The sequence below is a fragment of the Ottowia thiooxydans DSM 14619 genome (assembly GCF_000422885.1).
GTDB classification, from domain to species: Bacteria; Pseudomonadota; Gammaproteobacteria; order Burkholderiales; family Burkholderiaceae_C; genus Ottowia; species Ottowia thiooxydans.
Window position 1 is genome coordinate 130,636 of record NZ_AUGX01000010.1, and the last position, 22,163, is coordinate 152,798.

The following is a 22,163-nucleotide window of genomic DNA, read 5'->3' on the forward strand; positions in this document are numbered from 1 at the left end:
GCAACGAGGTCGTGAGGAGAGTTACGCATCATTCGACGATGGTTATCGGCTCCCGATCCTCGAACGCAGACTGAACGGCCTCGACGACTCGCAAGGCTTGCACCCTGTCCGCAAGTACTGGGTATTCCTTCAGGAGCTTGCCTGAGATGTGCCACCCGCTTTCTTTGATAGATCGAATCATGCGCACGGCGTCCGGGCTCGGCATTTCCATCACGTCCTTGATGCGCTGCTGCGCCAGTTCGAACCGTACCAGCACGCGCGACTCTTCAGCCATTTCATGGCGTATCGTGTGGGCCACTAGCTGTGCCGTGTAGATCGCATGCTCAGTAAGATCCGGATAACGCCAGACGGCGTTGGCATCGTCGTAGGCATCGAACACAAGGTTCGACTTGACACCATCGGCGTACTCGGTCATCCCCTCGAAGCGATAAGCTGCGTGGTAGCGCCGCATGAAGGGCCGCGAGAACACTTCCAGCACACGGTCATAGCCGTGACCGAACTCACGCACGCTGGTGATGGTGGAAGACACAGGCAAGATCACGCCAGCCGGAATGGCCTGATCCCGCAAAAGCGTATCGTTGATCAGAAAGCGGTGGATGCGCCCGTTACCGTCGCTCATCGGATGGAGGTAGACAAAGCCGAACGCTATGGCTGCCGCCCGCGCTAGCGACTCACGCCCGCGGGTGGACTGCTCAAACTCTTGCAGCCCTGCCAGCATGTCACCGAGCACCGAGAAATGCGGCCCAATATAGTGAATGATGTCTTCGCGCATAGTGGCTTGGCCGACAAAAACTGGCGACCGACGCAGCCCCAGCCGCAATGCCTCAGTTCCGAGTATCCCTTTCTGCAGGAAGGCGAGCCCATCAGCGCCGAGCGGTTCGTCTAGCTTGCCGCAGTGCTCGGCCATCACGTGGGCGAACCGCTTGACCCTATCTGTCTGGTCCGCCTCTCGTTCGATCAGGAAGCTTGCACGCGACTCCTTCAGCGTAAGCCAAGCGGCGGCGCGCATCAGTACGTCCTCGCCAAATTGATGATCCAATTCCGTCAGTGCTTCCTGAGGGTTGAACTGCAAGCAGTGGATCAGAGCCTGCGAGCGCCGAATGATGGGGCAAAAAGCTCGCGTCCCTGGCAAGTTGTTGTTGACCCGCCAGCGACGTTCGCGAACCGCTTTGGTACGAGTCAAATAGGCATCATCAGAAACAGCATTGATGTAGGTCCCTCGGACCAGGTCAGGGACGTCAAGTCGGTGGCCAGTAAGCCATTCGTAGAAGAAGCCAGCCCGCCGCGCATACTGACCGAAGGGCTCGGCGCGGCACCAATCCTCCAGCAGTTGCGGCCCGCAAGCCGTAAATAGCCGAGTGAAGAATTCGAGGTGAATCTCCTCGTACTTCAACCCAAACTCAAAGTGCCCGGCAAATGTATCGGCCGGCCGGTAAACGGCTGGGTACTGGTTCTCGATGCCTTGGGGTGATTCCCGCGTCGTACGTGCAGTACCAATGATCGAAACCACACGCAGTGGCTGTACGGGGATGAGGCTGAACTGGGCCTCCAGGGCTTTGAAACCAATTTGCATGCTGCAAAAATTCATGACAATCCACTAAAAATGATTATTTTTATGGATAGATCACGAAAAACAATGATGCTCCATTGTTACGCAAATTCGGAGAACCAGTTCAAAAAATGATTCAGTTTGGGATTTTTATCAAAAAAATGATGAAGAACTTCATGCGAGATTGACCTCAAAAACCCCTGTTTCTGGACCTCTTGAACGATGTTGAGCTAGGTAGGCCCGCTCATTTACATGAATAAAATTCATTGATAGTTGAGATAAAACCATTTTACTTCATTGCTAGACGTCACTAGCATCCATCTCCAATCGCACACTATTCGAGATGAAAACCAAATGACACGTCCACTCCGCTTAGTAGCAGTGTCCGGCGGAATGCAGCGCCCCTCCAAGTCGGCAGCCCTGGCAGAACACCTGCTGGATCTGATTGCAGAGAGCATCCCGTGCGAACAACGCCTGGTGGAACTGGGTCAGGTCGCGCTGCAGCTTGCTGGCGCGGCCTGGCGTTCCCAGCTGCCCAGCAACGTGGAGCATGAACTTGCAGCGGTTGAGCACGCTGACATCCTGGTGGTGGCCACACCGGTCTTTCGCGGCTCCTACACGGGGCTGTTCAAGCACTTCTTCGACTTCATTCATCAAGACGCCTTGATCGACAAGCCCGTCTTGTTGGCTGCAACAGGCGGTAGCGAGCGGCATGCCTTGATGATCGACCATCAATTGCGGCCACTGTTTAGCTTCTTCCAGGCACGCACGCTACCGCTTGGCGTCTACGCGACCGACAACGATTTTGTGGACTACCGCCTGCGAGACAAGGCCTTGATCGATCGCGCGAGTCTGGCAGTCCAACGGGCATTGCCGTTGCTCGAACTGACGCGCCACCTCCAGCCTTCTTTAGCCGAGGAAGCGGCGCTAGCCTGAAAAAACGTCTTACCTCTTAAAAACCAGAACACTGAATCGCCATGAACGAAGAACTCACGTTTAACCTCAAAAGCATCTGTTTCGATGAAAACTATCACCCATCAGACAGCACCCGCATAACCACCAACTTTGCCAATCTGGCCCGGGGAAAGAGTCGGCAACAGAACCTGCGCAACACGCTGAGGATGATTGACAATCGTTTCAATGATCTAGCGCATTGGGACAACCCAATGGGAGATCGCTACTCCGTCGAACTCGAGATCATCTCCGTCGAGATGAGTATTGAGACCAAAGGCAGCAATGATGTATTTCCGTTGATAGAGATCCTGAAAACCTGCATTCTCGACAAAAAATCAAACAAACGCATTGAAGGCATCGCGGGGAACAATTTCTCCTCCTACGTGCGCGATTACGACTTCAGTGTCTTGCTTCCGGGGTACAACCTCAATCGAACGGAATTCCGCACTCCGGACGATTTTGGAGACCTGCATGGAAAGCTGTTCAAGCAATTTGCCAACTCGAGCGCTTACAAGAAGCGCTTCAGCAAGCCGCCTGTCATCTGTATAAGCGCTTCCACCAGCAAGACCTATCAGCAGACCGGGAATCAGCACCCCGCTCTGGGTGTTGAGTATCAACAAAACGAACTATCTTCCACCGACCAATACTTCGCAAAAATGGGGATGCAGGTTCGCTTTTTCATGCCTCCAAATAGCGTTGCACCGTTGGCCTTCTACTTTCACGGCGACCTGCTGGGCGACTACACAAATTTGGAGTTGATCAGCACCATTAGCACGATGGAAACCTTTCAGAAGATTTATCGCCCGGAAATTTACAACGCCAATTCTGCGGCCGGCAAACTGTATCAGCCAAGCCTGAAGAACCAGGATTACTCATTGACGCAAATTGTTTATGACCGGGAAGAGCGCAGCCAGTTGGCTGTGCAGCAGGGGAAATTTGCAGAGGAGCACTTCATCAAGCCGTACAAGAACGTCCTTGAACAATGGGCTGCCGATTGCGTGCTCTAACCAGCCAGAATACACAGCCCATACTTCATGACCAGTCCCGAAGTACGCTCGCCACACCCCTCTTTGCTTAAAAGGAAATCTTCAGATGTTTGAAACCTCCATCGCCGGCAGCCTGCCGAAGCCAGCCTGGCTGGCTGAAACAAACAAGCTCTGGCCTCAGTGGCAAGCAGAAGGCGATGCGCTTCGCCAGGCCAAGGCCGACGCAACCCTGCTGTGGATCAAAGCCCAGGAAGACGCAGGCCTGGACATCGTGTGCGATGGCGAGCAATCTCGACAACACTTCGTACATGGCTTCCTGGAGCAGGTTGAAGGTATCGACTTCGAAAACAAAGTGAAGATGGGTATCCGCGACAACCGCTACGACGCGATGGTGCCGCAGGTAGTGTCAGCCTTGCGCCTGAAAGGCCGTGTACACGCCTTCGAGGCCCAGCTGGCGCGCGCGCATACGAAGAAGAAGCTCAAGTTCACCCTCCCCGGCCCGATGACCATCGTCGACACCGTGGCAGACCGCTTCTACGGCGACAAGATCAAGATGGCCTTCGCCTTCGCCGAACTGCTCAACCAGGAGGCCCTGGCGCTTCAGGCCGACGGCGTAGACATCATCCAATTCGACGAGCCCGCCTTCAATGTCTACATGAAGGATGCCGCTGACTGGGGCGTAAAGGCACTAGAGCGCGCGGCGCAGGGCCTGACCTGTACCACGGCGGTGCACATCTGCTACGGCTACGGCATCAAGGCCAATACTGATTGGAAGAGCACGCTGGGTGACGAATGGCGCCAGTATGAAACGGTGTTCCCCGCGCTTGCCCGCAGCAGCATCGACCAGGTGAGCCTGGAATGCATCCACTCCCATGTACCGCCCGATCTGATGAAACTGTTGGTGGGCAAGGATGTGATGGTCGGTGTCATCGATGTGGCCAGCGACGTGGTCGAGACCCCCGAAGAAGTGGCTGACACCATCGGCCGCGCGCTGGAGTTCGTGCCAAAGGAGCGCTTGTTTCCTTGCACAAATTGCGGCCTGGCGCCGATGGGGCGGGATGTGGCGTGGCGCAAGCTGAAAGCGCTGGCAGAAGGCACGAAGTTGGCAAAAGAGCGGTTTGCCACGGCGTGAGGCCACTAGGTCGTGGTGCACAAAGACATTCACCCTCTGCGTCACGATCTCCGGAACTGCACTGAACGGCGCTGCTTCCAAATCACGCCATCGACCAAATAGTGATGAAAGTTGACTGTGAAGTGCGCAATGAGCACGGTGGGGAGTCCTAACCAAAGCAATTGCATGCCCATCCAATCGATGGCCTGGTAGAGTGCCGCGCCAAACAACAGGCAAAGGCCTCCATATTTGATGGCGCTCTTCCACACCGTGACAAAGTCATCTGCAGGGAGCAAGCTACCTTTTGTCTGCCGGTCACGCCGGGTGTTTTGTACCCAGACAAACAAAAGGTATTGGAGGTTGTGCCAGACATTGACCACCAACCATCCCACCGTGATATCGGCAATCCAGATGTAGGCGACAAGGGAAACGCATACATGGGACAGCACAAATGCATCGTGCTGCCAGTTGCCCTCTCCGGCCAGTGCGGCCCGGCACTGCCGTTGCAACCACCAAACACCGCAAACGATGGTGACAAAGCCTGCGATGTCAGCCACTAGCTGGGGAACGAACGGCAGCTGTATGGGGTAGCCCAGGAAAGCCGTCGGCGCCCCTGCACACCGAGAGAGCAGACCCCACACTGGAACGAGATAGACCAGGGCCTCGGCCAGTCGGTCTGGGTAGAAGGGGCCTAGCCGTATGCGTCGGTAGGCTCTTGCGATGCCGAAAGACTGGCGCGTGACGTGATATGTCTGCGCAAGGAAATAGAGGGTGAACAATCCCGCTACTTCATACGACAAAGCTGTGGCCACCACACCGGCGCATACGATCATCGGCAGGAAAAAAATCAAGAACCAATGACGTTTGATGTCGGCCATACCGGCGCCGATCCGGGTGTAAGTTGCCACCACATGCGGATTGGCAAAGAGCCATATGTCGACCAGGACAGCGGCCATCAGCAAGCCAGGTGAAATCGACGCCACGGCTCCAAAGACGAGCGCCACCACCAGTGTCCCGAAAATAAAAACTGCATCGAATCGAGGTACGCCAATCATGTGACCACAACTGGCACCGGCGAAGGACGGGGTGACCCAAGCGGCGCAGGCTTGGTTGGCACTACGAACACACTCCTCGGCCGGAGATACCGCTCGGTAGCGCTTTTCAGTTTTTCAAAAGCAAGCGTGCGTGCGGCTGCGAACCGCGCTTCCAGCGTCAACCTGTTCGACATGCCAGACAAGCCCGCCGCAGGCAACTGCTGGTATGGATCGTAGGATTCCTGCATTTCGCAGGGGTAACAAGCGCGGTTCAGATCTATTTGATTGGCAAGAATGACTTTGTAGACGGCACCCCCGCCCTGATCAGGGTTGATGGGAAAGGAAAAAGACAATTCCAACACGTTCACGCTGGAGTCTTTTTCTTGCTCGCCTACAAAAATGAACCCCGCCGTACGGTAGGAGTTGATGACTGCCGCTTTCAACGCAGACAATTCGATGCCAACAAATGAATTGTTATATAAATTTCGTTCGCCGTGCCATCGGTTTTTGTAGTTGAAAACGTAGCCCTTATCCATATAGGCTTGCCCGTTTACCCTGATTGTTGCAAAGGCTTGGTCGATCGCCGGATAAATACTGCTGCTCAACTCATACTGCGCCATCCATGGAAGGTCTGTCAGGGCGGAAAATTCTGGGAGACTTACTTGGCGCAAAAAACACCTCGCACATTTTTTGTTTTTGTCGAGGTTTTCGTCGACTCGTACGACCATTTCTGTGCTGTGATTATTCTTCCCCACAGGCACGGAATATGAAAACTTGTAATACGTTTCCTCATCCTTGGCTTTCGTGATGGAAACCAAGGAAAAGTTGGCGTCCTCAAAGGCCCCGATCACCAGTTTTCTAAAATTATCGATTTTTATATTCGAATAAATGGCTGTGGGCATTGGGCCCGCCGTGACCTGGGGATGCAACTGAAGTGGGTAGCCATATGGCCCGTAAGAATTCCGGTTGTCCGCTGACTTTTGAGTTAGCGTCAGGCCAAGTGGGTAGCCATATTGCCCGTGAGCACTCCCGATGAGCATCATTGCAATAACGAGGAGTCGGGCAAGGTATCTCAATTGCTTCATGGCCAGTTTTGAGTAGGTCTCGGGTGGTGGCACTCCACATTTCCTCGGGGTCGTTCCCCGAAAAAATCACCCCCAATCCCACTCCATCATCGATTCAGTGCAAGCATACCCAAAAACGCACCGCACCCCAGGATTTGTAGAGATCGCCGGAGCGCGCATCGACCCCGACGGCAGCGCGCTCTGAACTTCGGCTGCGCGGGCAATTCAACTCCTAGTGCGAACTGCGGCGCACCACTTCAGTTGCGCTGCAGCTGAGGATTTTTGGCGAACAGCTCGGCCGCCCAATCCACGAAAGCCCGAACCTTCGCACTCAGGTGCCGGTTAGGCGGGTAGACCACATGCATCGCAATCGGCGGGCAGCGCCATTCCGGCAAGACTTCCACCAACTCGCCGGTTTGCAGGTAAGGGTCGGCCACCAGCCGCACGCACTGCGATATGCCAAAGCCGCCGAGCACCGCCGCAAGATGGGCATTGCCGTCGTTGACTGAGACGCGGTAAGGGGCAGTCAGGTCAATGATCTCATCGCCCTTGTGGAACTCGTGCGGATAAGGACGCCGGGCTGAGCCCGAAAAAAAACCAATCAGCTGATGCCTCTTTTCGATGTCATTCGGGTGCTGGGGCATCCCATACCGCTTGATATAGGCCGGAGACGCCACAGTGACGAAGGCGATGCTGCCAATACGGCGTGCCACGAGAGACTGATCGGTGAGCGAGCCGCCACGGATCACGCAGTCGACGTTGTCGCCGAGAAGGTCGACCGCGCGGTCACTCACGCCGAGGTCGACCTGTATATCTGGGTAACGGTCAAGAAAAGTGTGGAGCGCGGGCAAGATCACATGCCGAGCGATCTGGGTGCCCACATCAATGCGCAAACGCCCGGTCGGGTTGGCTTGCGCGTTGGTCATGCCGGCCTCGATGTCGTCGAAGTCATTAAGCAAGCGCGCAGTGCGTTCAAAGTACGCGGCGCCGTCAGGCGTGACGGTGACACGCCGCGTGGTACGGTTGAGCAGCTTCACGCGCAGGCGTGCTTCCAGCGCCTGAATCTGTTTGGTGACGGTGCCCTTGGGCAGGCCGAGAGAGTCTGCCGCGCGGGTGAAAGAGCCGACCTCCACAACGCGGACGAAAACTCTCATGGCCTGGATCTGATCCATTGACGTGTTCCTTGCAGCGCGGCGAAATACCGGCGCTGCGGAATTCTCACACACAGTTTTGGGTCGATTGTTAGTTGAATGGAAACAGAGCAGTGACTTCACCCCCCGTTTTTGACACGCTGAAAGTTTTATATTCGATCCGTCGGTCCATACCACCTCAAGGTTTCCAATGTCACCCCGTTCCACACCGCTTGCTGCAGTTGAAGGCACCACCGCCACCGCGGTGGCAATCGCTGAGGCTGACATCACGATCGAGCTGCCCAACCGGGAACCGGTGAAAGCGCGCATCTACGGCGCCAAGCAGAAGGGAACAGCATCACCGCTGGTGCTGCATTTTCATGGCGGAACATTCGTGTCTGGCAATCTGGAGAACGGTCGCACCGTCGGTTTAATGCTGGCCGGCGCGGGTGCGGTGGTGGTCTCACTGGCCTATCCACTGGCACCACAGTACCCGTTCCCGGAGCCCATCGAAGTGGGCTACGCGGCGCTGGTGTGGCTACACAAGCAACGCACCAAGCTGGCTGGCAAGGGTGCCCCACTGTTCCTCGCAGGTGAAGAAGCCGGCGGTAACCTGGCTGCCGCGGTGGCATTGATCTCCCGTGACAGGGGTCATCCGCCGTTGTCAGGCCAGATTCTGCTTTCGCCGATGCTCGACCCGTGCGCAGGTACCGCCTCGCTGCGGGAGGCAACAGGCGACGCCACAGAATGCAAGTTTGCTTCGGGCTGGCGAGATTTCTTTCGCTGCCCGAACGATGCGGTGCATCCGTATGCGGTGCCAGGCGCTTCGCTGCGTTTGGCGGAGATCGCGCCTACGCTGGTGCTGGTCGGTGCCGACGACCCGATGCGCGACGAGGCATTGGCTTTTGCGGAGCGCCTGCGCGAAGCCGGCAACCCGGTGACGAGCAGCGTGCTGCCTTCGGCCACTAACTGGCCTGAGGCGCTGTCAGCGCCCGAAGCCAATGAGTGCGTGTGTACCGCCACCGTGCAGCAGCATTTTCTCGCGTTCTTCAGCAAAGCAACGCCCCCTCCCCCGCTGCCGCCTGAAGCGGCGGGCTGACGCCGCTCCTTCTCTCTAACTTTCGGTAGCTGGCGATCCCGACTACCGGCTCATGCAGTCCATTGCGAAACGCAGCGGGCTGAGCCGCTGCATTTCGAAATCATCACTAGGAATATCCTCATGTCTAAAAAAGAACTCTCCAACCTGGCGCGCCGCGGTATCTGGCCCACTGTCACCGGCCTCACCGCCCTCGCTGCAGTGCTCTCTGCCGGCCTCGGTCTACAGAGCTTCAGCGCCGAAGCGAATGACGCGCCTGCCGCCAGCGCACCGCAGGCCATCCCCGTCTCGGTCGCGACCGTGGCAGAGAGCGAAGTTGCGGGCTGGAACGAGTTTTCCGGCAGGCTGGAAGCAGTCGAGCGCGTCGATGTGCGCTCACGCGTTGCCGGCGCCGTGCAGACCGTCCATTTCCGCGAAGGGGCGCTGGTCAAGCGCGGTGACCTGCTCATCACCATCGACCCCGCCCCTTACGCGGCCGAAGTCGAGCGCGCATCGGCGCAAGTGGCGGCCGCCCAGAGCCGCGTGACACAGGCCCTCGGTGAGCAGACTCGTGCCAGGCGCCTGTGGGACGAGCAGGCCATCGCGCAACGGGAGTTCGAAGAGCGTACCAATGGTCGCGATGAAGCCGACGCCAACCTGCGCGCCGCACAAGCGTCGTTGCAAACCGCCAAGCTCAGCTTTGACTATACGCAGGTGCGCGCTCCGATCGCGGGCCGTATTGGCAAGCTTGAGGTGACAGTGGGCAACCTCGTGGCTGCCGGCCCCGGTGCGCCGGTACTGACCACGCTGGTGTCCGTGAGCCCTATCTACGCAAGCTTCGATGCCGATGAAAGCGTCATCGCACGGGCGTTGAAAGACGTCTCCACCGCCGGATCCAGTGCGCGCGGCCTCATTGAGCGCATTCCTGTACAGATGGGCACAGCGGTGAGCGAAGGCACACCATGGCTCGGCAAGCTGCAGCTCATCGACAACCAAGTCGACGCGAGGAGCGGCACGGTGCGGGTGCGCGCCGCATTCGACAACACCGATGGCTCCTTGATGCCCGGCCAGTTCGCCCGCATCCGCATGGGCCAGGCGCGCACAGACAAAGCGATGCTGGTCAGCGAGCGTGCCATCGGCACCGATCAGAGCAAAAAATTCGTGATGGTGATCAGCGCCGACAACAAGGCTGAATACCGCGAGGTGACGATAGGCGCACCTAGCAATGGCTTGCGCATCGTGCAAAAAGGGCTACAGCCCGGTGAGCGCGTGGTGGTGAACGGCCTGCAGCACATCCGCCCCGGCGCATTGGTAGCGCCCCAGATCGTGACCATGGATGCGACGGCCGCAGCGCCTTCGAAGGCCAAGCCAGAGCGCGTGGCGCAAGTCGACAAATCCTGATCAGGGACAAACAAAAAGTATCATGAATTTCTCGAAGTTTTTCATCGACCGGCCGATTTTCGCCGGCGTGCTGTCGGTGCTGATGGTCATCGCGGGGCTCATCGCCTTGCGGGGGCTGCCGATCTCCGAATACCCTGACGTCGCGCCGCCCTCGGTGGTCGTGCGCGCCCAGTACCCTGGTGCGAATCCGAAAGTGATCGCTGAAACGGTGGCCACGCCGCTGGAGGAATCGATCAACGGCGTCGAAGGCATGCTCTACATGGGCAGCCAGGCTACGACCGACGGCGTGATGACACTGACCGTGACCTTCAAGCTCGGCACCGACCCAAACAAGGCTCAGCAGCTGGTGCAAAACCGCGTTTCGCAAGCCGAGCCACGCCTGCCCGAAGAAGTGCGGCGCCTTGGCATCACGACGATCAAGAGCGCGCCCGACCTCACGATGGTGGTGCACCTCGTGTCGCCGAACGACAGATACGACATCAACTACCTGCGTAACTACGCAGTGCTCAACGTGAAGGACCGGCTCGCCCGCATCCAGGGCGTGGGTCAAGTGCAGATTTTCGGTGGCGGCGAATACTCGATGCGCGTCTGGCTCGACCCGCAAAAGGTCGCGCAGCGTGGCCTCTCGGCCAGCGATGTGGTGGCGGCTATCCGCAGCCAGAACATCCAGGCGGCCGCTGGTGTGGTGGGTGCCTCGCCCGGCCTTTCAGGCGTGGACATGCAACTCTCCATCAATGCGCAGGGGCGTCTGCAGAGTGAGGAAGAGTTCGGCGACATCATCGTCAAAACCAGTGCCAACGGCGCCGTTACCCGGCTGCGCGATATCGGCCGCCTCGAAATGGGCGCGGCTGACTACTCGCTGCGCTCGCTGCTCAATAACGACGCCGCCGTCGGCATGGGTGTGTTCCAGGCGCCTGGCTCCAACGCGCTAGACATCTCGCGCGATGTACGAAAAACCATGGACGACATCGCCAAGGGCATGCCCGAAGGCGTGGAATACCGCATCGCGTACGACCCAACACAATTCGTTCGAGCCTCTATCGAATCGGTCATCCATACCCTGCTAGAAGCCATTGCGCTCGTGGTGCTCGTCGTGATCCTGTTCTTGCAGACCTGGCGCGCGTCGATCATTCCGTTACTAGCCGTGCCAGTATCGGTGATCGGCACCTTCGCGATGCTGCATGTGCTGGGCTTTTCGATCAACGCGCTGAGCCTGTTTGGGCTGGTGCTGGCGATCGGCATCGTGGTGGACGACGCCATCGTGGTGGTGGAGAACGTCGAGCGCAACATAGAGGACGGCTTGAGCCCGCTGGACGCAACCTACAAAGCGATGCGTGAAGTGTCGGGACCCATCATCGCCATCGCACTGGTACTGGTGGCTGTGTTTGTGCCGCTAGCCTTTATCAGCGGTCTCACAGGCCAGTTCTACCGCCAGTTCGCGGTAACCATCGCGATTTCGACTGTGATCTCGGCGATCAATTCGCTCACGCTCTCTCCCGCGCTAGCCGCCTTGCTGCTGCGCGGCCACGACCAACCGAAAGACGCTCTGACGCGTGGCATGGACAAGTCACTGGGCTGGCTGTTTCGCGGCTTCAACAAACTGTTCCATCGCGGCTCAGAGGCCTACAGCGGTGGCGTCAAAGGCGCGATCTCGCGTAAAACCTTGATGCTGGCGATCTACCTCGCGCTGATTGGTGTGACCTTCGGCCTCTTCAAAGTGGTGCCAGGCGGGTTTGTGCCCGCGCAGGACAAGCAATATCTGATCGGCTTTGCGCAGTTGCCTGACGGCGCCACGCTTGATCGCACCGAAGACGTGATCCATCGCATGGGTGAAATCGTCAAGAAAAACCCGAACGTGGAAGATGCGATCGCATTCCCCGGTTTGTCGATCAACGGCTTTACCAACAGCTCGAATTCGGGCGTGGTGTTCGTCACGCTCAAGCCTTTCGACGAGCGCAAGCGCGTGGACCAGAGCGGCGGCGCCATTGCGGGCCAACTCAACCAGCAGTTCGCGGGCATCCAGGACGCGTTCATCGTGATGTTTCCGCCGCCACCAGTGGCTGGCCTCGGCACCACGGGCGGCTTCAAGATGCAGATCGAAGACCGCGCCTCGCTCGGCTACGAACAGATGGATGCGGCAGTGAAGGCCTTCATGGCCAAGGCCTATCAGACGCCTGAACTGGCCGGCATGTTCACCAGCTGGCAGGTCAACGTGCCGCAGTTGTATGCCGATATCGACCGCACCAAGGCGCGCCAGCTCGGCGTGCCCGTGACTGACATCTTCGACACGATGCAGATCTACCTGGGTAGCCTGTATGCGAACGACTTCAATAAGTTTGGCCGCACCTACAGTGTGCGTGTGCAAGCCGATGCGCCGTACCGTGCGCGGGCCGAAGACGTGGGCTTACTCAAAGTGCGCTCGAACTCGGGTGAAATGGTGCCGCTCTCGGCGTTGATGAAGGTCAATTCGAGTTTTGGCCCCGAACGCGCCATGCGCTACAACGGCTACCTCGCGGCTGACATCAATGGCGGCCCAGCTCCCGGATATTCGTCAGGCCAGGCGCAGGACGCCGTAGCGCGCATAGCGGCCGAAACGCTACCCAAGGGCATCAGCTTCGAGTGGACAGAACTGACCTACCAGGAGATCCTGGCCGGCAACTCCGCGTTCCTTGTATTCCCACTGGCGATCCTGTTGGTGTTCCTGGTGCTGGCTGCGCAATACGAAAGCCTCACTTTGCCGATCGCGATCATCCTGATCGTGCCGATGGGCCTCTTGGCTGCGATGACGGGCGTGTGGCTTTCGGGTGGCGACAACAACGTGTTCACGCAGATCGGGCTGATCGTACTGGTGGGACTAAGTGCGAAAAACGCGATTCTGATCGTGGAGTTCGCACGCGAGTTGGAGTTCGCCGGGCGCTCACCTGTGCAGGCCGCCATCGAAGCGAGCCGCCTGCGCCTGCGCCCTATCCTGATGACCTCGTTGGCTTTCGTGATGGGCGTGCTGCCACTGGTCTTGTCAACCGGCGCCGGCTCCGAAATGCGCAAGGCGATGGGCGTTGCGGTGTTTTCCGGAATGATTGGGGTGACGGCCTTCGGGTTGTTCCTGACACCCGTGTTCTATGTGGTGTTGCGCCGCCTTGCGGGTAACCGGCCGCTCAAGCAACACGGCGAATCGACCGTTTCGGCCCCGACATCGAGCGGCGGTGCTGGCCGCATGCATCTGCAGCCCGCCGCACCACGTGAGTCGCACGAATAAGCGACGCAGCCAGGATCAATCATGACCATCCATTTCTCATCCGTTACGGCCCCTCTACGCTCCGCGCTGCTGCCGCTGGTCGCTGCACTGGTGCTTGCCGGCTGCGCCTCCACGGCCCAAGTGGCGACCGACATTACGACGCCCGCGCAGTTCAAGGAGCAGCCGGTGAACACAGCTGGTGCAACAGCACCCGTGCAGGCCGCCGGCGACTGGTGGCGCGCCTTCAACGACCCGACGCTCGACGCCGTGGTTGAGCGCGCTGCCGTCAGCAACACCAGCATCCAGCAGGCTGCAGCGCGCCTGGCCGAAGCCCGTGCCATAGCGCGGACGGTCGACTCAGATCGCTCGGTACAAGTCGGTCTCGGCGCTGGCGCAAATCGGCAGGCCGGCCTCGACCGCAACCAGAGCAACAAACCCTCGACCATGTTGAACGCGGGCGCCAGCATTTCCTACGAGCTGGATCTGTTCGGCAAACTTGCGGGTGCCAGCAACGCCGCGACACTCGATGTGCAATCGCGCGAGTCCTTGCTGCAAAGCGCGCGCTTGCTGGTGCAGGCTGAAACTGCGCAGACCTACCTCGCGCTACGCGCGCTCGACGCCGAGCGCGCCCTGGTGCGCGAGCAGGTCGAGGCCTATAGCGACACGCTGCGCCTGACCGAACGCCGCGTGCGCGCAGGCGATCTCGCCGAGCTCGACTTGGCGCGCGTGAAGACTGAACTGGCAGCCACTGAATCCGAAGCCATCGCGCTGGAGCGCCAACGCACGTTGCTCGAACACGCGCTCGCTGTCTTGACAGGCGAGTTCGCCTCCAATTTCGAACTGCCCACCACCGAATGGTCTACCGCGTTACCGAACATTCCTGCCGGCGTGCCCTCGACCGTGCTGGAGCGCCGACCTGACGTGATTGCGGCCCAAAAGACCGTGCAGGCTGCGCAAGCCCGCGTCGGCGTGGCGCAGACGGCCTGGTTCCCGAGCATCGCGCTTACCGGCAGTGGAGGTTCAGCCTCGTCTGATTTGAGCGACCTCTTTAAGTGGTCCGCCCGTTCATGGGGCATAGGCGCGCTGCTTTCACTGCCCATCCTTGACGGCGGCCGGCGCGAGGCCGGCGTAAAGGGCGCATCCGCCCAGCTTGACGGCGCACTGGCCAGTTACCGGGAACAGGTGCTCATCGCGTTCCGCGAAGTCGAAGATCAGCTCTCATCGCTGCGGTTGCTGCGGGAGCAGTCGGCGGTGCAGACAATGGCGGTCGCCTCGGCGCGGCGCGCCACGGTGCTGTCGGACTCGCGCTACCGCAACGGCTACGTGAGCCAGCTTGATCTGCTCGACGCTCGCCGTAGCGAACTGCGCAACCGGCGTCAGGCACTGCAGGTGAAGTCAGCGCAGTACCAGGCGACAGTGGGGTTGATTCGTGCGCTGGGGGGTGGATGGGGCGAGGCGGCAGTCGCCAGTACTCTTTAGAAAAATAGCCTGCGAGCAGACTGGCCGGAAAAGCCAGCTCTGCCTATCGCGCATTGATGCCCATCGCGGGTGCGCACACGGCACCTGAGCGCACGCTCTCGATGCAACGTGGCACCAGCCGGGGGCACCGGCGCACCAAGTTAACCCTCGCGCCGGAAGCATCAGCGCTCGTAATGGATTGGTGTTGCCAGCTAATTGGAACCAGGCGCTTTACGACCCTAGAATGACTTTGACACGGCGCAGGCCGTGAATTCCGGGTCGCGCTGCTAGCCGACTTGGCGGCCGTTTCTTGCGAGGAAATTGCATTATGGGCAGCGTAGGCGATTGGTTGAAATCCGGGAATGGCGCCGCGCGCACTTCGGGCCGTTTGCGTGTGGGCTCGATGGCCTCCGGTGCCGAGGTGTCCCTGCCGTTCGTTGCGGTGCGAGGCGAGCGTCCCGGGCGCACGCTTTGGCTGCATGGGCAGGTTCATGGTGACGAGATCAACGGCATCGTTGCTGCGCTTCAGTTCGTGCGTGGACTGGCTCCCGAGACGATGTCGGGCAATGTCGTGGTCACACCAACGGGCAATCCACAGGCCCTCGATGCGCGACGCAAGCGCAATCCTTACGACGAACTCGACCTGGATCAAAGCTACCCAGGCAACGACAACGGATTGATCACAGAGCGCGTGGCTCATGCACTCATGACCGAAGTGAAGGGCGTGGCCGATGTGCTGATCAATCTGCACACCATGAACCCGCTGTTCGACGCACAGCCCTACTCCGTCTACAAACACCACCCAGATAGCGGCATCACCGAGGAGCAGTTGCTTGCGGCTATGGCTTGTTTTCACCCCCGTCTGGCATGCCGCCAAGATGTAGGGGGAAAAGGCGAACTGCCTGGCAATATTGCTGGCGCGCTCGACTATCAATGTCTGGCCGCAGGTACGCTGGCGTTCATGCTGGAACTGGGCAGTGGCAGCCGCCTTCAACCGGCCAATGTGGCTCTGGCTGAGCGCGGCTTCACCGCGCTAGCGCAGCAGATGGGCATTCTGCCCGGGACTCAGGAGCCCAGCCCTGCCAGTCTGCGCACCGTCAAACGCCGCGGCTGGGTCACGGCGCAAGAAGGCGGTCTATTCGTGCCGCGCTGCCAGGCCGGGGATTTAGTGAAGAAGGGTCAATCGATCGGTGACCTGTTAGGAATGGACGGCAGCGCCACGCCAGTGCCCGCTTTCGAGCGCGACGGCATTCTGATCGGGCTGCGCAGCGACCCCGTCGTACACACCGGCGAGCGCCTTGCATTTGTCGCATGGGAATGGGCCGACCACCAATTGCCCCGCGTCGCCTGACCCTATCGCGTTTTCCGAACCTCCGTTTCTGAAACCCCGGCTGCAACTGCGACAGCTCCATCATCTTCAAATTGCCATGAACACCGTCCCAACCTTTTCATCGAAGTCCATTCCACGCACCGGTCGCCGGCTGCTGCTGGCTGCGGGTTTTGCCTGCGTCGCTGCCGCCTGGAGTCTTCTGCCAAGCGGCGTTGCCCATGCGCAAGGATGGCCCGAAGCCAGCAGGCCCATCCGAATCGTCGTGGGCTTCCCGCCCGGTGGCGGTGTGGACGTACTCGCCCGAGCCGTTGCCGTGCCGCTGGCCAAGGAACTGGGCGGTAACGTGATTGTGGAGAACCGGCCCGGTGCGGGTGGCCTGCTGGCCACCGAATACGTGGCTAAGCAGCCATCCGACGGCTACACCGTCTATCTCGCGACACCTGGCTCCTTCACGATCTGGCCCTCCCTGCGCAAACTCAACTACGAGCCTGCCAAGGATTTCACGCCGGTGAGCCTAATGGTCACCATGCCCAATCTGCTGGTCACCGGCATGGGCACACCCTACACCAGTGTTGCCAGCCTGCTTGCCGCAGCCAAGGCGCCGAACGCCCAGATCGATTACGCCTCCGGCGGCGTCGGCACCATCGGGCAGATCGCAGCGGAGCAGCTCAACATCCTGGCCGGCCTCCACCTCACTCACGTGCCCTACAAGGGGACCGCCCCACTGCTCACCGATGTGATCGGCGGTGTGGTGCCGATCACCTTCTCTGATCCGTCAGCCACGCCGCTGATCGAAGGCGGCAAGCTGCGCCTGCTCGCACAAACCAGCGCCAAGCGCTCAGGCCTGTTCCCGGATACGCCCACGATGGCCGAGTCGGGTGTGCCTGGCTACGACCTGTCCAACTGGTACGGCATGGTCGCACCTGCTTCGACACCATCGGCCATCGTCGACAAGCTCAATGGCGCGCTGGGCAAGGTCTTGGCCCAGTCTGACGTTCGCAAGCAATTGGCGGGTGCCGGCATGGATGCGGCCTCGAGCACACCAGCGCAGTTCGGCAATCACATGGCCACGGAGCGCGCCAAGTGGGCGGCACTGATCGTTAAAGCCAAGATCCGCGCCGAGTGAGCGCGGGAGCTGACACTCACCGACTACGGGCTGGAGCGCCTACCGTACAGGTGGTCGATCTCCGCCCACGCCCCAACTCCTGCCGAGGGGCGCCCTGCTCTTCTCGCTTCGTTGAGCCTTCCATCTAACGCCGTATGTTGAGGAAAGAAGGATCCCGTACCTGAGCGCAGATAAACCAACTCGTACCATCGGCGCATGAACACCGAATCAAAACCCGAACGAGCGCAACTGGTCGACATCGGCGTCAACTTTCATTCAGCGCAGCTAGCGCCGCTGACTGACCAATTGTTAATGCGTGCACGGGCAGCCAACGTGGCCCAGATCCTGGCGACAGGTACATCGGCGGCGTCCAGTCGTCAGGCCCTTGAGCTCGCAAGAGCCCATCCAGGCACCGTCTTCGCAACTGCGGGCGTACACCCCCATGGCGCAAAATCGTTCGATGCAGACGCCGTCCGCGAGTTGGCGGAACTCTGGAAGTGTCCGGAAGTCGTGGCTGTCGGAGAGTGCGGCCTTGACTACAACCGCAATTTTTCGACTCCCGAGGCACAGCGCATGGCCTTCGCGCAGCAGCTGTCAATGGCTATAGAAACTCGCAAACCGCTTTTTCTTCATTGCCGCGACGCCTTCGCCGATTTCCACGACATGCTTGCCCCCGTGGTGGCAGACGGAGCGCGCGGCGTGGTGCACTGTTTCACGGGCAATCGAGCGGAAGCAGAAGCCTTCCTCGCCCTGGGGCTCGACATCGGCATCACAGGTTGGGTCACAGACCTCCAACGCGGTCAGGCACTTAGAGATGCCGTGCCAGCGATTCCGTTGGATCGATTGCACCTTGAAACGGACGCCCCCTATCTGTTCCCCAAGAATGCCGAAAAGCGTCGTGGACACAACGAACCGGCGAATCTTCCTTGGGTCGCGGCAGGTGTGGCGAAGCTCCTGAGGCGCGATGTTGACAACATCATTCAAGCCTGCACCTCCAACAGCCGAAGAATGTTCGGCCTTCCAGGCCATTGAAGATGGTTCGCGAGTTCGGCTCCTTTTGCGGGGGTGCAACTTCAGCTCATCGATCACCGTCGATCGCCAGGGTTTGTCACAACAAATCCTTCATGGCTTCGCTGCCTCTGGTGGAATTGTTGTACCGCCTCCGCAACGAGAGTAAGCCCCTAAACATACATACCGAACATTCGGTATCATTGGAACTTGAACATCATCGACGTTTCAGAAAACCGCACCATGGAACCAAATTTCGACGCGCGCGATCTGCGAAATGCCTTTGGACGATTCGCCACGGGTGTCACCGTGGTCACTACAGTGTTACCCAATGGACAACGCATCGGTTTGACCGCCAACTCGTTTAGCAGCGTGTCGATGTCCCCTCCGCTGGTCAGCTGGAACTACCGGCGCGAGGCGCTGGGTTTCGCGGCCTTTATGCAGGCGCAGCACTTTGCTGTCCATGTACTGGGACAACACCAATTGCACCTGTCGCCGCAATTCGCCTCGTCCGTGCCTGACCGCTTCCACGGGGTCGAGCTGGAGGCTGGCCTGGGTGGTGTACCGCTGATCAAGGACTGCGCCGCAGTCTTCGAATGCCGACAATGGTCTACGGTGGAGGCCGGCGACCATGTCATTTTGCTCGGCGAAGTACTGCGCTACATGCACAGCGATGTACCTCCATTGGTGTTTCATGCAGGCGGTTACATGCAATGGCCACAGGCCCGGTGCGCTTGAGAATCCGAGCAACCGTGTCAGTGCTGGCCGTTCCTGCGTTCGTCTGGGTAGAGCGCCATAACCTCGCGCCACATGCGCAGGACCGCAGCGTCCCGCTCACGTCCGCGAAGGAACGAACCCAGAGCAAGGCCGCGCACCATCACAACCGACAACTCCATCGCCCGTTCGCTCCACTCACGCGAGTGGCCTGCCTGCTCAAAGGCTCGCAGCCAGGCGGTGTTCACCGCTTGGCGAAACGCGTCAGCCGCTGGGCGTATGGCTTGCAGCAAGTCTGCAGACGTGCGCCCCGCGTTGATCAACTCATGCTGCACCAGGTAGCGCTCGCCGGAATAGAACTGGTAGCTGTCGTTAATGAAGGCCGGCAAAGGATCGGACTGCGCCACCGGCGATGCGGCGGCACTGACCGATTCCACCGTGGCCTTTTCGTAGGTGTACAGAGCCGTGGCAATCACCAGATCCAGCTTGGCTTTGAAGTGGTGAACGCGTGCGCCGCTGGAGACGCCTGCGCGCTCACTGATCTCGGCGCTAGACGCCCCCGCATAGCCCTTCTCTGCGATGCAGTCGATCGTCGCCAAAATCAACCGCTCGCGGGTGGCGTCGCTGCGCTGCTCCTGCGTGGGTCTGGGGTGCGGGGCTTTGGACGGCATATGCATATCAACAAACATACCGAATATTCGGAATCCTAGGGCATGATTGTGCATCTAAACATGGCGGGTCACATCATTCTGGTCGAACCGAATGTCTTCAAACGACTGCGTTGCGCGCTCTCCCGGTTCGCGGCAGGAGGCTGTCGAACTCAGAGCGCCAATAGCGAACATGAGCCTCAGCGGCCTCGATAAATTCCAAAGACAAAAGACAAAAAGACGAAAGGACTCGCAATGAAAATCGGAATCTTCGACCACCTGGACCGGCGCGACGTGCCGCTGCACCAGTATTACGCCGACCGACTGGAGCTGGTCACGCACTACGACCGTCTCGGGTTCTACGCCTACCATGTCGCCGAGCACCATGCCACTCCGCTGGGCATGGCGCCCTCCCCTTCAGTCTTCCTGTCTTCAGTGGCCCAGCGCACGCGCCGACTCAAGTTTGGCCCACTGGTCTACACACTGCCGCTGTACCACCCCTTGCGCGTGGCTGAGGAGATCTGCATGCTCGATCATCTGAGCCAAGGCCGTCTGCAGGTCGGCGTGGGACGCGGCATCTCACCCATCGAGGTGGGGTTCTACGGTGTCGATCCTGCGAAAGCGCAAGCGATGTACATCGAGAGCTACGCCGTCCTGATGAAGGCGCTCACCAGTGAAGTCCTGGACCACGAGGGTGAGTTCTTCCGCTTCAAACAGGTGCCCGTCGAGCTACGCCCATTACAGCAACCGCATCCGCCGATTTGGTACGGCGTGGGCAACGCGGATGGGGCCGACTGGTGCGTCGCCAATAACGTAAACGCCGTCGTGAACGGCCCCATCGCACGTGTGCGCGAGATCACCGACCGCTTCCGCGCACAGTGGGCCGGGGCCGGCAAGGCCGCAAGTGCGTTGCCGCTCATCGGCACCAGCCGGCATGTGGTTGTGGCGCCCACGGATGCCAAGGCCCTTGCGATCGCGGAGCGCGCCTATGCCCGCTGGTACGCAAGCTTCATGTACCTGTGGCTGCGCCATGGCAGCGCACCGCAGTTCACACCGTTTCCTGAGAGCTTCCAGGAAGCGCAGAAGCTGGGATTGGCCGTGGCCGGCAGCCCTTCCACCGTGCGGCAGGTGCTCGCTGAACAGGTAGAGCAGGCAGGAGTGAACTACCTGCTCGCTCGCTTCGCCTTCGGCGACCTGACTCTCGCCGAATCGACCTCCTCCGTCGAGCTCTTCGCCGCAGAAGTGATGCCTGCCCTGTGCGAAGAAGTCGCCCTCTCATGACTCAAGTCCTCAGCCTGCAGACGTTCATCAATACCTGACACTATCCAACCATAAGGAGACATCGCCATGCAGATCAATCGTTCCGTGTTCGCGCTCGCCATTTCCGGGCTGCTTTTCGCCACATTGGCTGGCCCGCTAGCCGCCCAACAGGCCTGGCCCACCCGCCCGGTGAAATTCGTCGTCCCCAGCAACGCCGGCGGCAGCCCCGACCGTGTGACGCGGCTGCTGGCTGAGCGGCTATCCAAGAAGTGGGGGCAGCCAACCATCGTAGAAAACAAGGCTGGCGCCACCTCCATCATCGGTACCGACTTCGTAGCCAAATCGCCGGCCGACGGCTACACGATGCTGTCCACCTTCACCTCTCTCGTGCAGGTGCCGGCGCTGTTCAAGCGCGTGCCCTACGACACCGAACGCGACCTCGTCGCGGTCACGCAGACCGTGGCCGTGGATGTGTTGTTCCTGGTGCGTGCCGATTCGCCATACAAAACCCTGCAGGACTTTGCCGCGGCCGCCAAGACTGCCAAACCACCGCTGAGCTATGGCTCTTTCGGCAACGGGTCGTCCTTTCACATCTATGGCGAGAAACTCAAGCAATCCATGGGCGTTGACCTGACCCATGTGCCGTACAAGGGGGAACTGCCATCCACGACCGACCTGCTGGGCGGACAGCTCAACTCGTCTTTTGCCTCCGTGGGCACGGCCTTGCCTTTCCTTACGGATGGCCGTCTACGCCCGCTGGGCGTCGCCTCAACCAAGCGCTCGCCTGTCCTGCCAGACGTGCCAACGCTGACCGAGCTAGGCATGAACATGCCCGATCTTGTGGGATGGTTTGGCGTGCTTGCACCAGCCGGAACGCCTGCGCCCATCATCCAGAAAGTTGCAGCCGACATCCGCGAGATCCTGACACAGCCGGACGTCGTAAAGATTCTACGAGACCAAGGGCTGGAGCCAGTCGCCAGTTCGCCTGAGGCGTTCCAGCGCCGTTTGAATGACGATCTTGTGCAGTGGAAAAAGCTGTTGCCCGAGGTCGGGATCAAGCCGGCCGATTGAGGCAGGTCGGCGGTCCGGCGCAATGCGCGTC

Annotated in this window: 18 protein-coding genes; 13 read left to right on the forward strand and 5 right to left on the reverse strand. The window is 59.8% G+C overall.

What is annotated here, in order from left to right; genetic code table 11:
* Positions 1-28: 28 nt before the first annotated feature.
* Positions 29-1,573, reverse strand: coding sequence for a Fic family protein (locus tag G518_RS0108325; RefSeq protein ID WP_028602137.1), 1,545 nt, complete (start codon positions 1,571-1,573; stop codon positions 29-31).
* Between the two features lie 330 nt (positions 1,574-1,903).
* On the opposite strand from G518_RS0108325, the gene msuE reads away from it, so the two are divergent.
* The 3 genes from msuE to G518_RS0108340 all read left to right on the forward strand — a co-directional run bounded on the left by msuE (position 1,904) and on the right by G518_RS0108340 (position 4,621).
* Positions 1,904-2,485 carry an FMN reductase gene (gene msuE / locus G518_RS0108330; RefSeq protein WP_028602138.1) on the forward strand — a complete coding sequence of 194 codons (582 nt, stop codon included), beginning with the start codon at positions 1,904-1,906 and terminating at the stop codon, positions 2,483-2,485.
* A 41-nt stretch (positions 2,486-2,526) separates the two neighbouring features.
* Positions 2,527-3,510: a DUF1852 domain-containing protein gene (locus G518_RS0108335; RefSeq protein WP_028602139.1), complete on the forward strand. Its 984-nt coding sequence runs from the start codon at positions 2,527-2,529 to the stop codon at positions 3,508-3,510.
* Positions 3,511-3,595: 85 nt separating this feature from the next.
* The gene (locus G518_RS0108340; protein WP_028602140.1) at positions 3,596-4,621 is read left to right on the forward strand and encodes a methionine synthase; all 1,026 of its coding nucleotides are present in this window, start codon (positions 3,596-3,598) and stop codon (positions 4,619-4,621) included.
* A gap of 41 nt (positions 4,622-4,662) precedes the next feature.
* On the opposite strand, the gene G518_RS34390 is transcribed toward G518_RS0108340, so the two are convergent.
* The 3 genes from G518_RS34390 to G518_RS0108355 all read right to left on the reverse strand — a co-directional run bounded on the left by G518_RS34390 (position 4,663) and on the right by G518_RS0108355 (position 7,870).
* The gene (locus G518_RS34390) at positions 4,663-5,655 is read right to left on the reverse strand and encodes a hypothetical protein (protein WP_051236246.1); all 993 of its coding nucleotides are present in this window, start codon (positions 5,653-5,655) and stop codon (positions 4,663-4,665) included.
* Positions 5,652-6,719: a hypothetical protein gene (locus G518_RS0108350; protein ID WP_156909322.1), complete on the reverse strand. Its 1,068-nt coding sequence runs from the start codon at positions 6,717-6,719 to the stop codon at positions 5,652-5,654. The genes G518_RS34390 and G518_RS0108350 overlap by 4 nt, the downstream gene beginning before the upstream one ends.
* Positions 6,720-6,955: 236 nt before the next feature.
* Positions 6,956-7,870 (reverse strand): LysR family transcriptional regulator, encoded by a 915-nt coding sequence (locus tag G518_RS0108355; RefSeq protein WP_028602142.1) that lies wholly within the window; start codon positions 7,868-7,870, stop codon positions 6,956-6,958.
* Between the two features lie 169 nt (positions 7,871-8,039).
* On the opposite strand from G518_RS0108355, the gene G518_RS0108360 reads away from it, so the two are divergent.
* From G518_RS0108360 to G518_RS0108395, 8 genes are all read left to right on the forward strand, one after another.
* Complete coding sequence (locus tag G518_RS0108360; RefSeq protein WP_028602143.1) at positions 8,040-8,927, forward strand: alpha/beta hydrolase; 888 nt, start codon at positions 8,040-8,042, stop codon at positions 8,925-8,927.
* A gap of 120 nt (positions 8,928-9,047) precedes the next feature.
* On the forward strand, positions 9,048-10,304 hold the full coding sequence (locus G518_RS0108365; RefSeq protein ID WP_028602144.1) for an efflux RND transporter periplasmic adaptor subunit: 1,257 nt from the start codon (positions 9,048-9,050) through the stop codon (positions 10,302-10,304).
* Between the two features lie 22 nt (positions 10,305-10,326).
* The gene (locus tag G518_RS0108370; RefSeq protein ID WP_028602145.1) at positions 10,327-13,560 is read left to right on the forward strand and encodes an efflux RND transporter permease subunit; all 3,234 of its coding nucleotides are present in this window, start codon (positions 10,327-10,329) and stop codon (positions 13,558-13,560) included.
* 21 nt (positions 13,561-13,581) lie between these two features.
* Positions 13,582-15,018, forward strand: coding sequence for an efflux transporter outer membrane subunit (locus G518_RS0108375; protein WP_036594050.1), 1,437 nt, complete (start codon positions 13,582-13,584; stop codon positions 15,016-15,018).
* A 307-nt stretch (positions 15,019-15,325) separates the two neighbouring features.
* Positions 15,326-16,348 carry a M14 family metallopeptidase gene (locus G518_RS0108380; protein WP_028602147.1) on the forward strand — a complete coding sequence of 341 codons (1,023 nt, stop codon included), beginning with the start codon at positions 15,326-15,328 and terminating at the stop codon, positions 16,346-16,348.
* A gap of 76 nt (positions 16,349-16,424) precedes the next feature.
* Positions 16,425-17,453: a tripartite tricarboxylate transporter substrate binding protein gene (locus G518_RS0108385; RefSeq protein WP_051236248.1), complete on the forward strand. Its 1,029-nt coding sequence runs from the start codon at positions 16,425-16,427 to the stop codon at positions 17,451-17,453.
* 195 nt (positions 17,454-17,648) lie between these two features.
* Positions 17,649-18,464 carry a TatD family hydrolase gene (locus G518_RS0108390; protein WP_051236249.1) on the forward strand — a complete coding sequence of 272 codons (816 nt, stop codon included), beginning with the start codon at positions 17,649-17,651 and terminating at the stop codon, positions 18,462-18,464.
* Between the two features lie 219 nt (positions 18,465-18,683).
* Positions 18,684-19,178: a flavin reductase family protein gene (locus G518_RS0108395; RefSeq protein ID WP_036594125.1), complete on the forward strand. Its 495-nt coding sequence runs from the start codon at positions 18,684-18,686 to the stop codon at positions 19,176-19,178.
* Positions 19,179-19,195: 17 nt separating this feature from the next.
* Here G518_RS0108395 and G518_RS38355 read toward each other — a convergent pair whose 3' ends face one another.
* Positions 19,196-19,825 (reverse strand): TetR/AcrR family transcriptional regulator, encoded by a 630-nt coding sequence (locus G518_RS38355; protein WP_169457917.1) that lies wholly within the window; start codon positions 19,823-19,825, stop codon positions 19,196-19,198.
* A gap of 231 nt (positions 19,826-20,056) precedes the next feature.
* Here G518_RS38355 and G518_RS0108405 point away from each other — a divergent pair, with 231 nt between their 5' ends.
* Positions 20,057-21,082, forward strand: coding sequence for an LLM class flavin-dependent oxidoreductase (locus G518_RS0108405; RefSeq protein WP_028602151.1), 1,026 nt, complete (start codon positions 20,057-20,059; stop codon positions 21,080-21,082).
* A gap of 66 nt (positions 21,083-21,148) precedes the next feature.
* A complete protein-coding gene (locus G518_RS0108410; RefSeq protein ID WP_028602152.1) occupies positions 21,149-22,132 on the forward strand; it encodes a Bug family tripartite tricarboxylate transporter substrate binding protein in 984 nt (327 codons plus the stop codon).
* Positions 22,133-22,163: the final 31 nt, after the last annotated feature.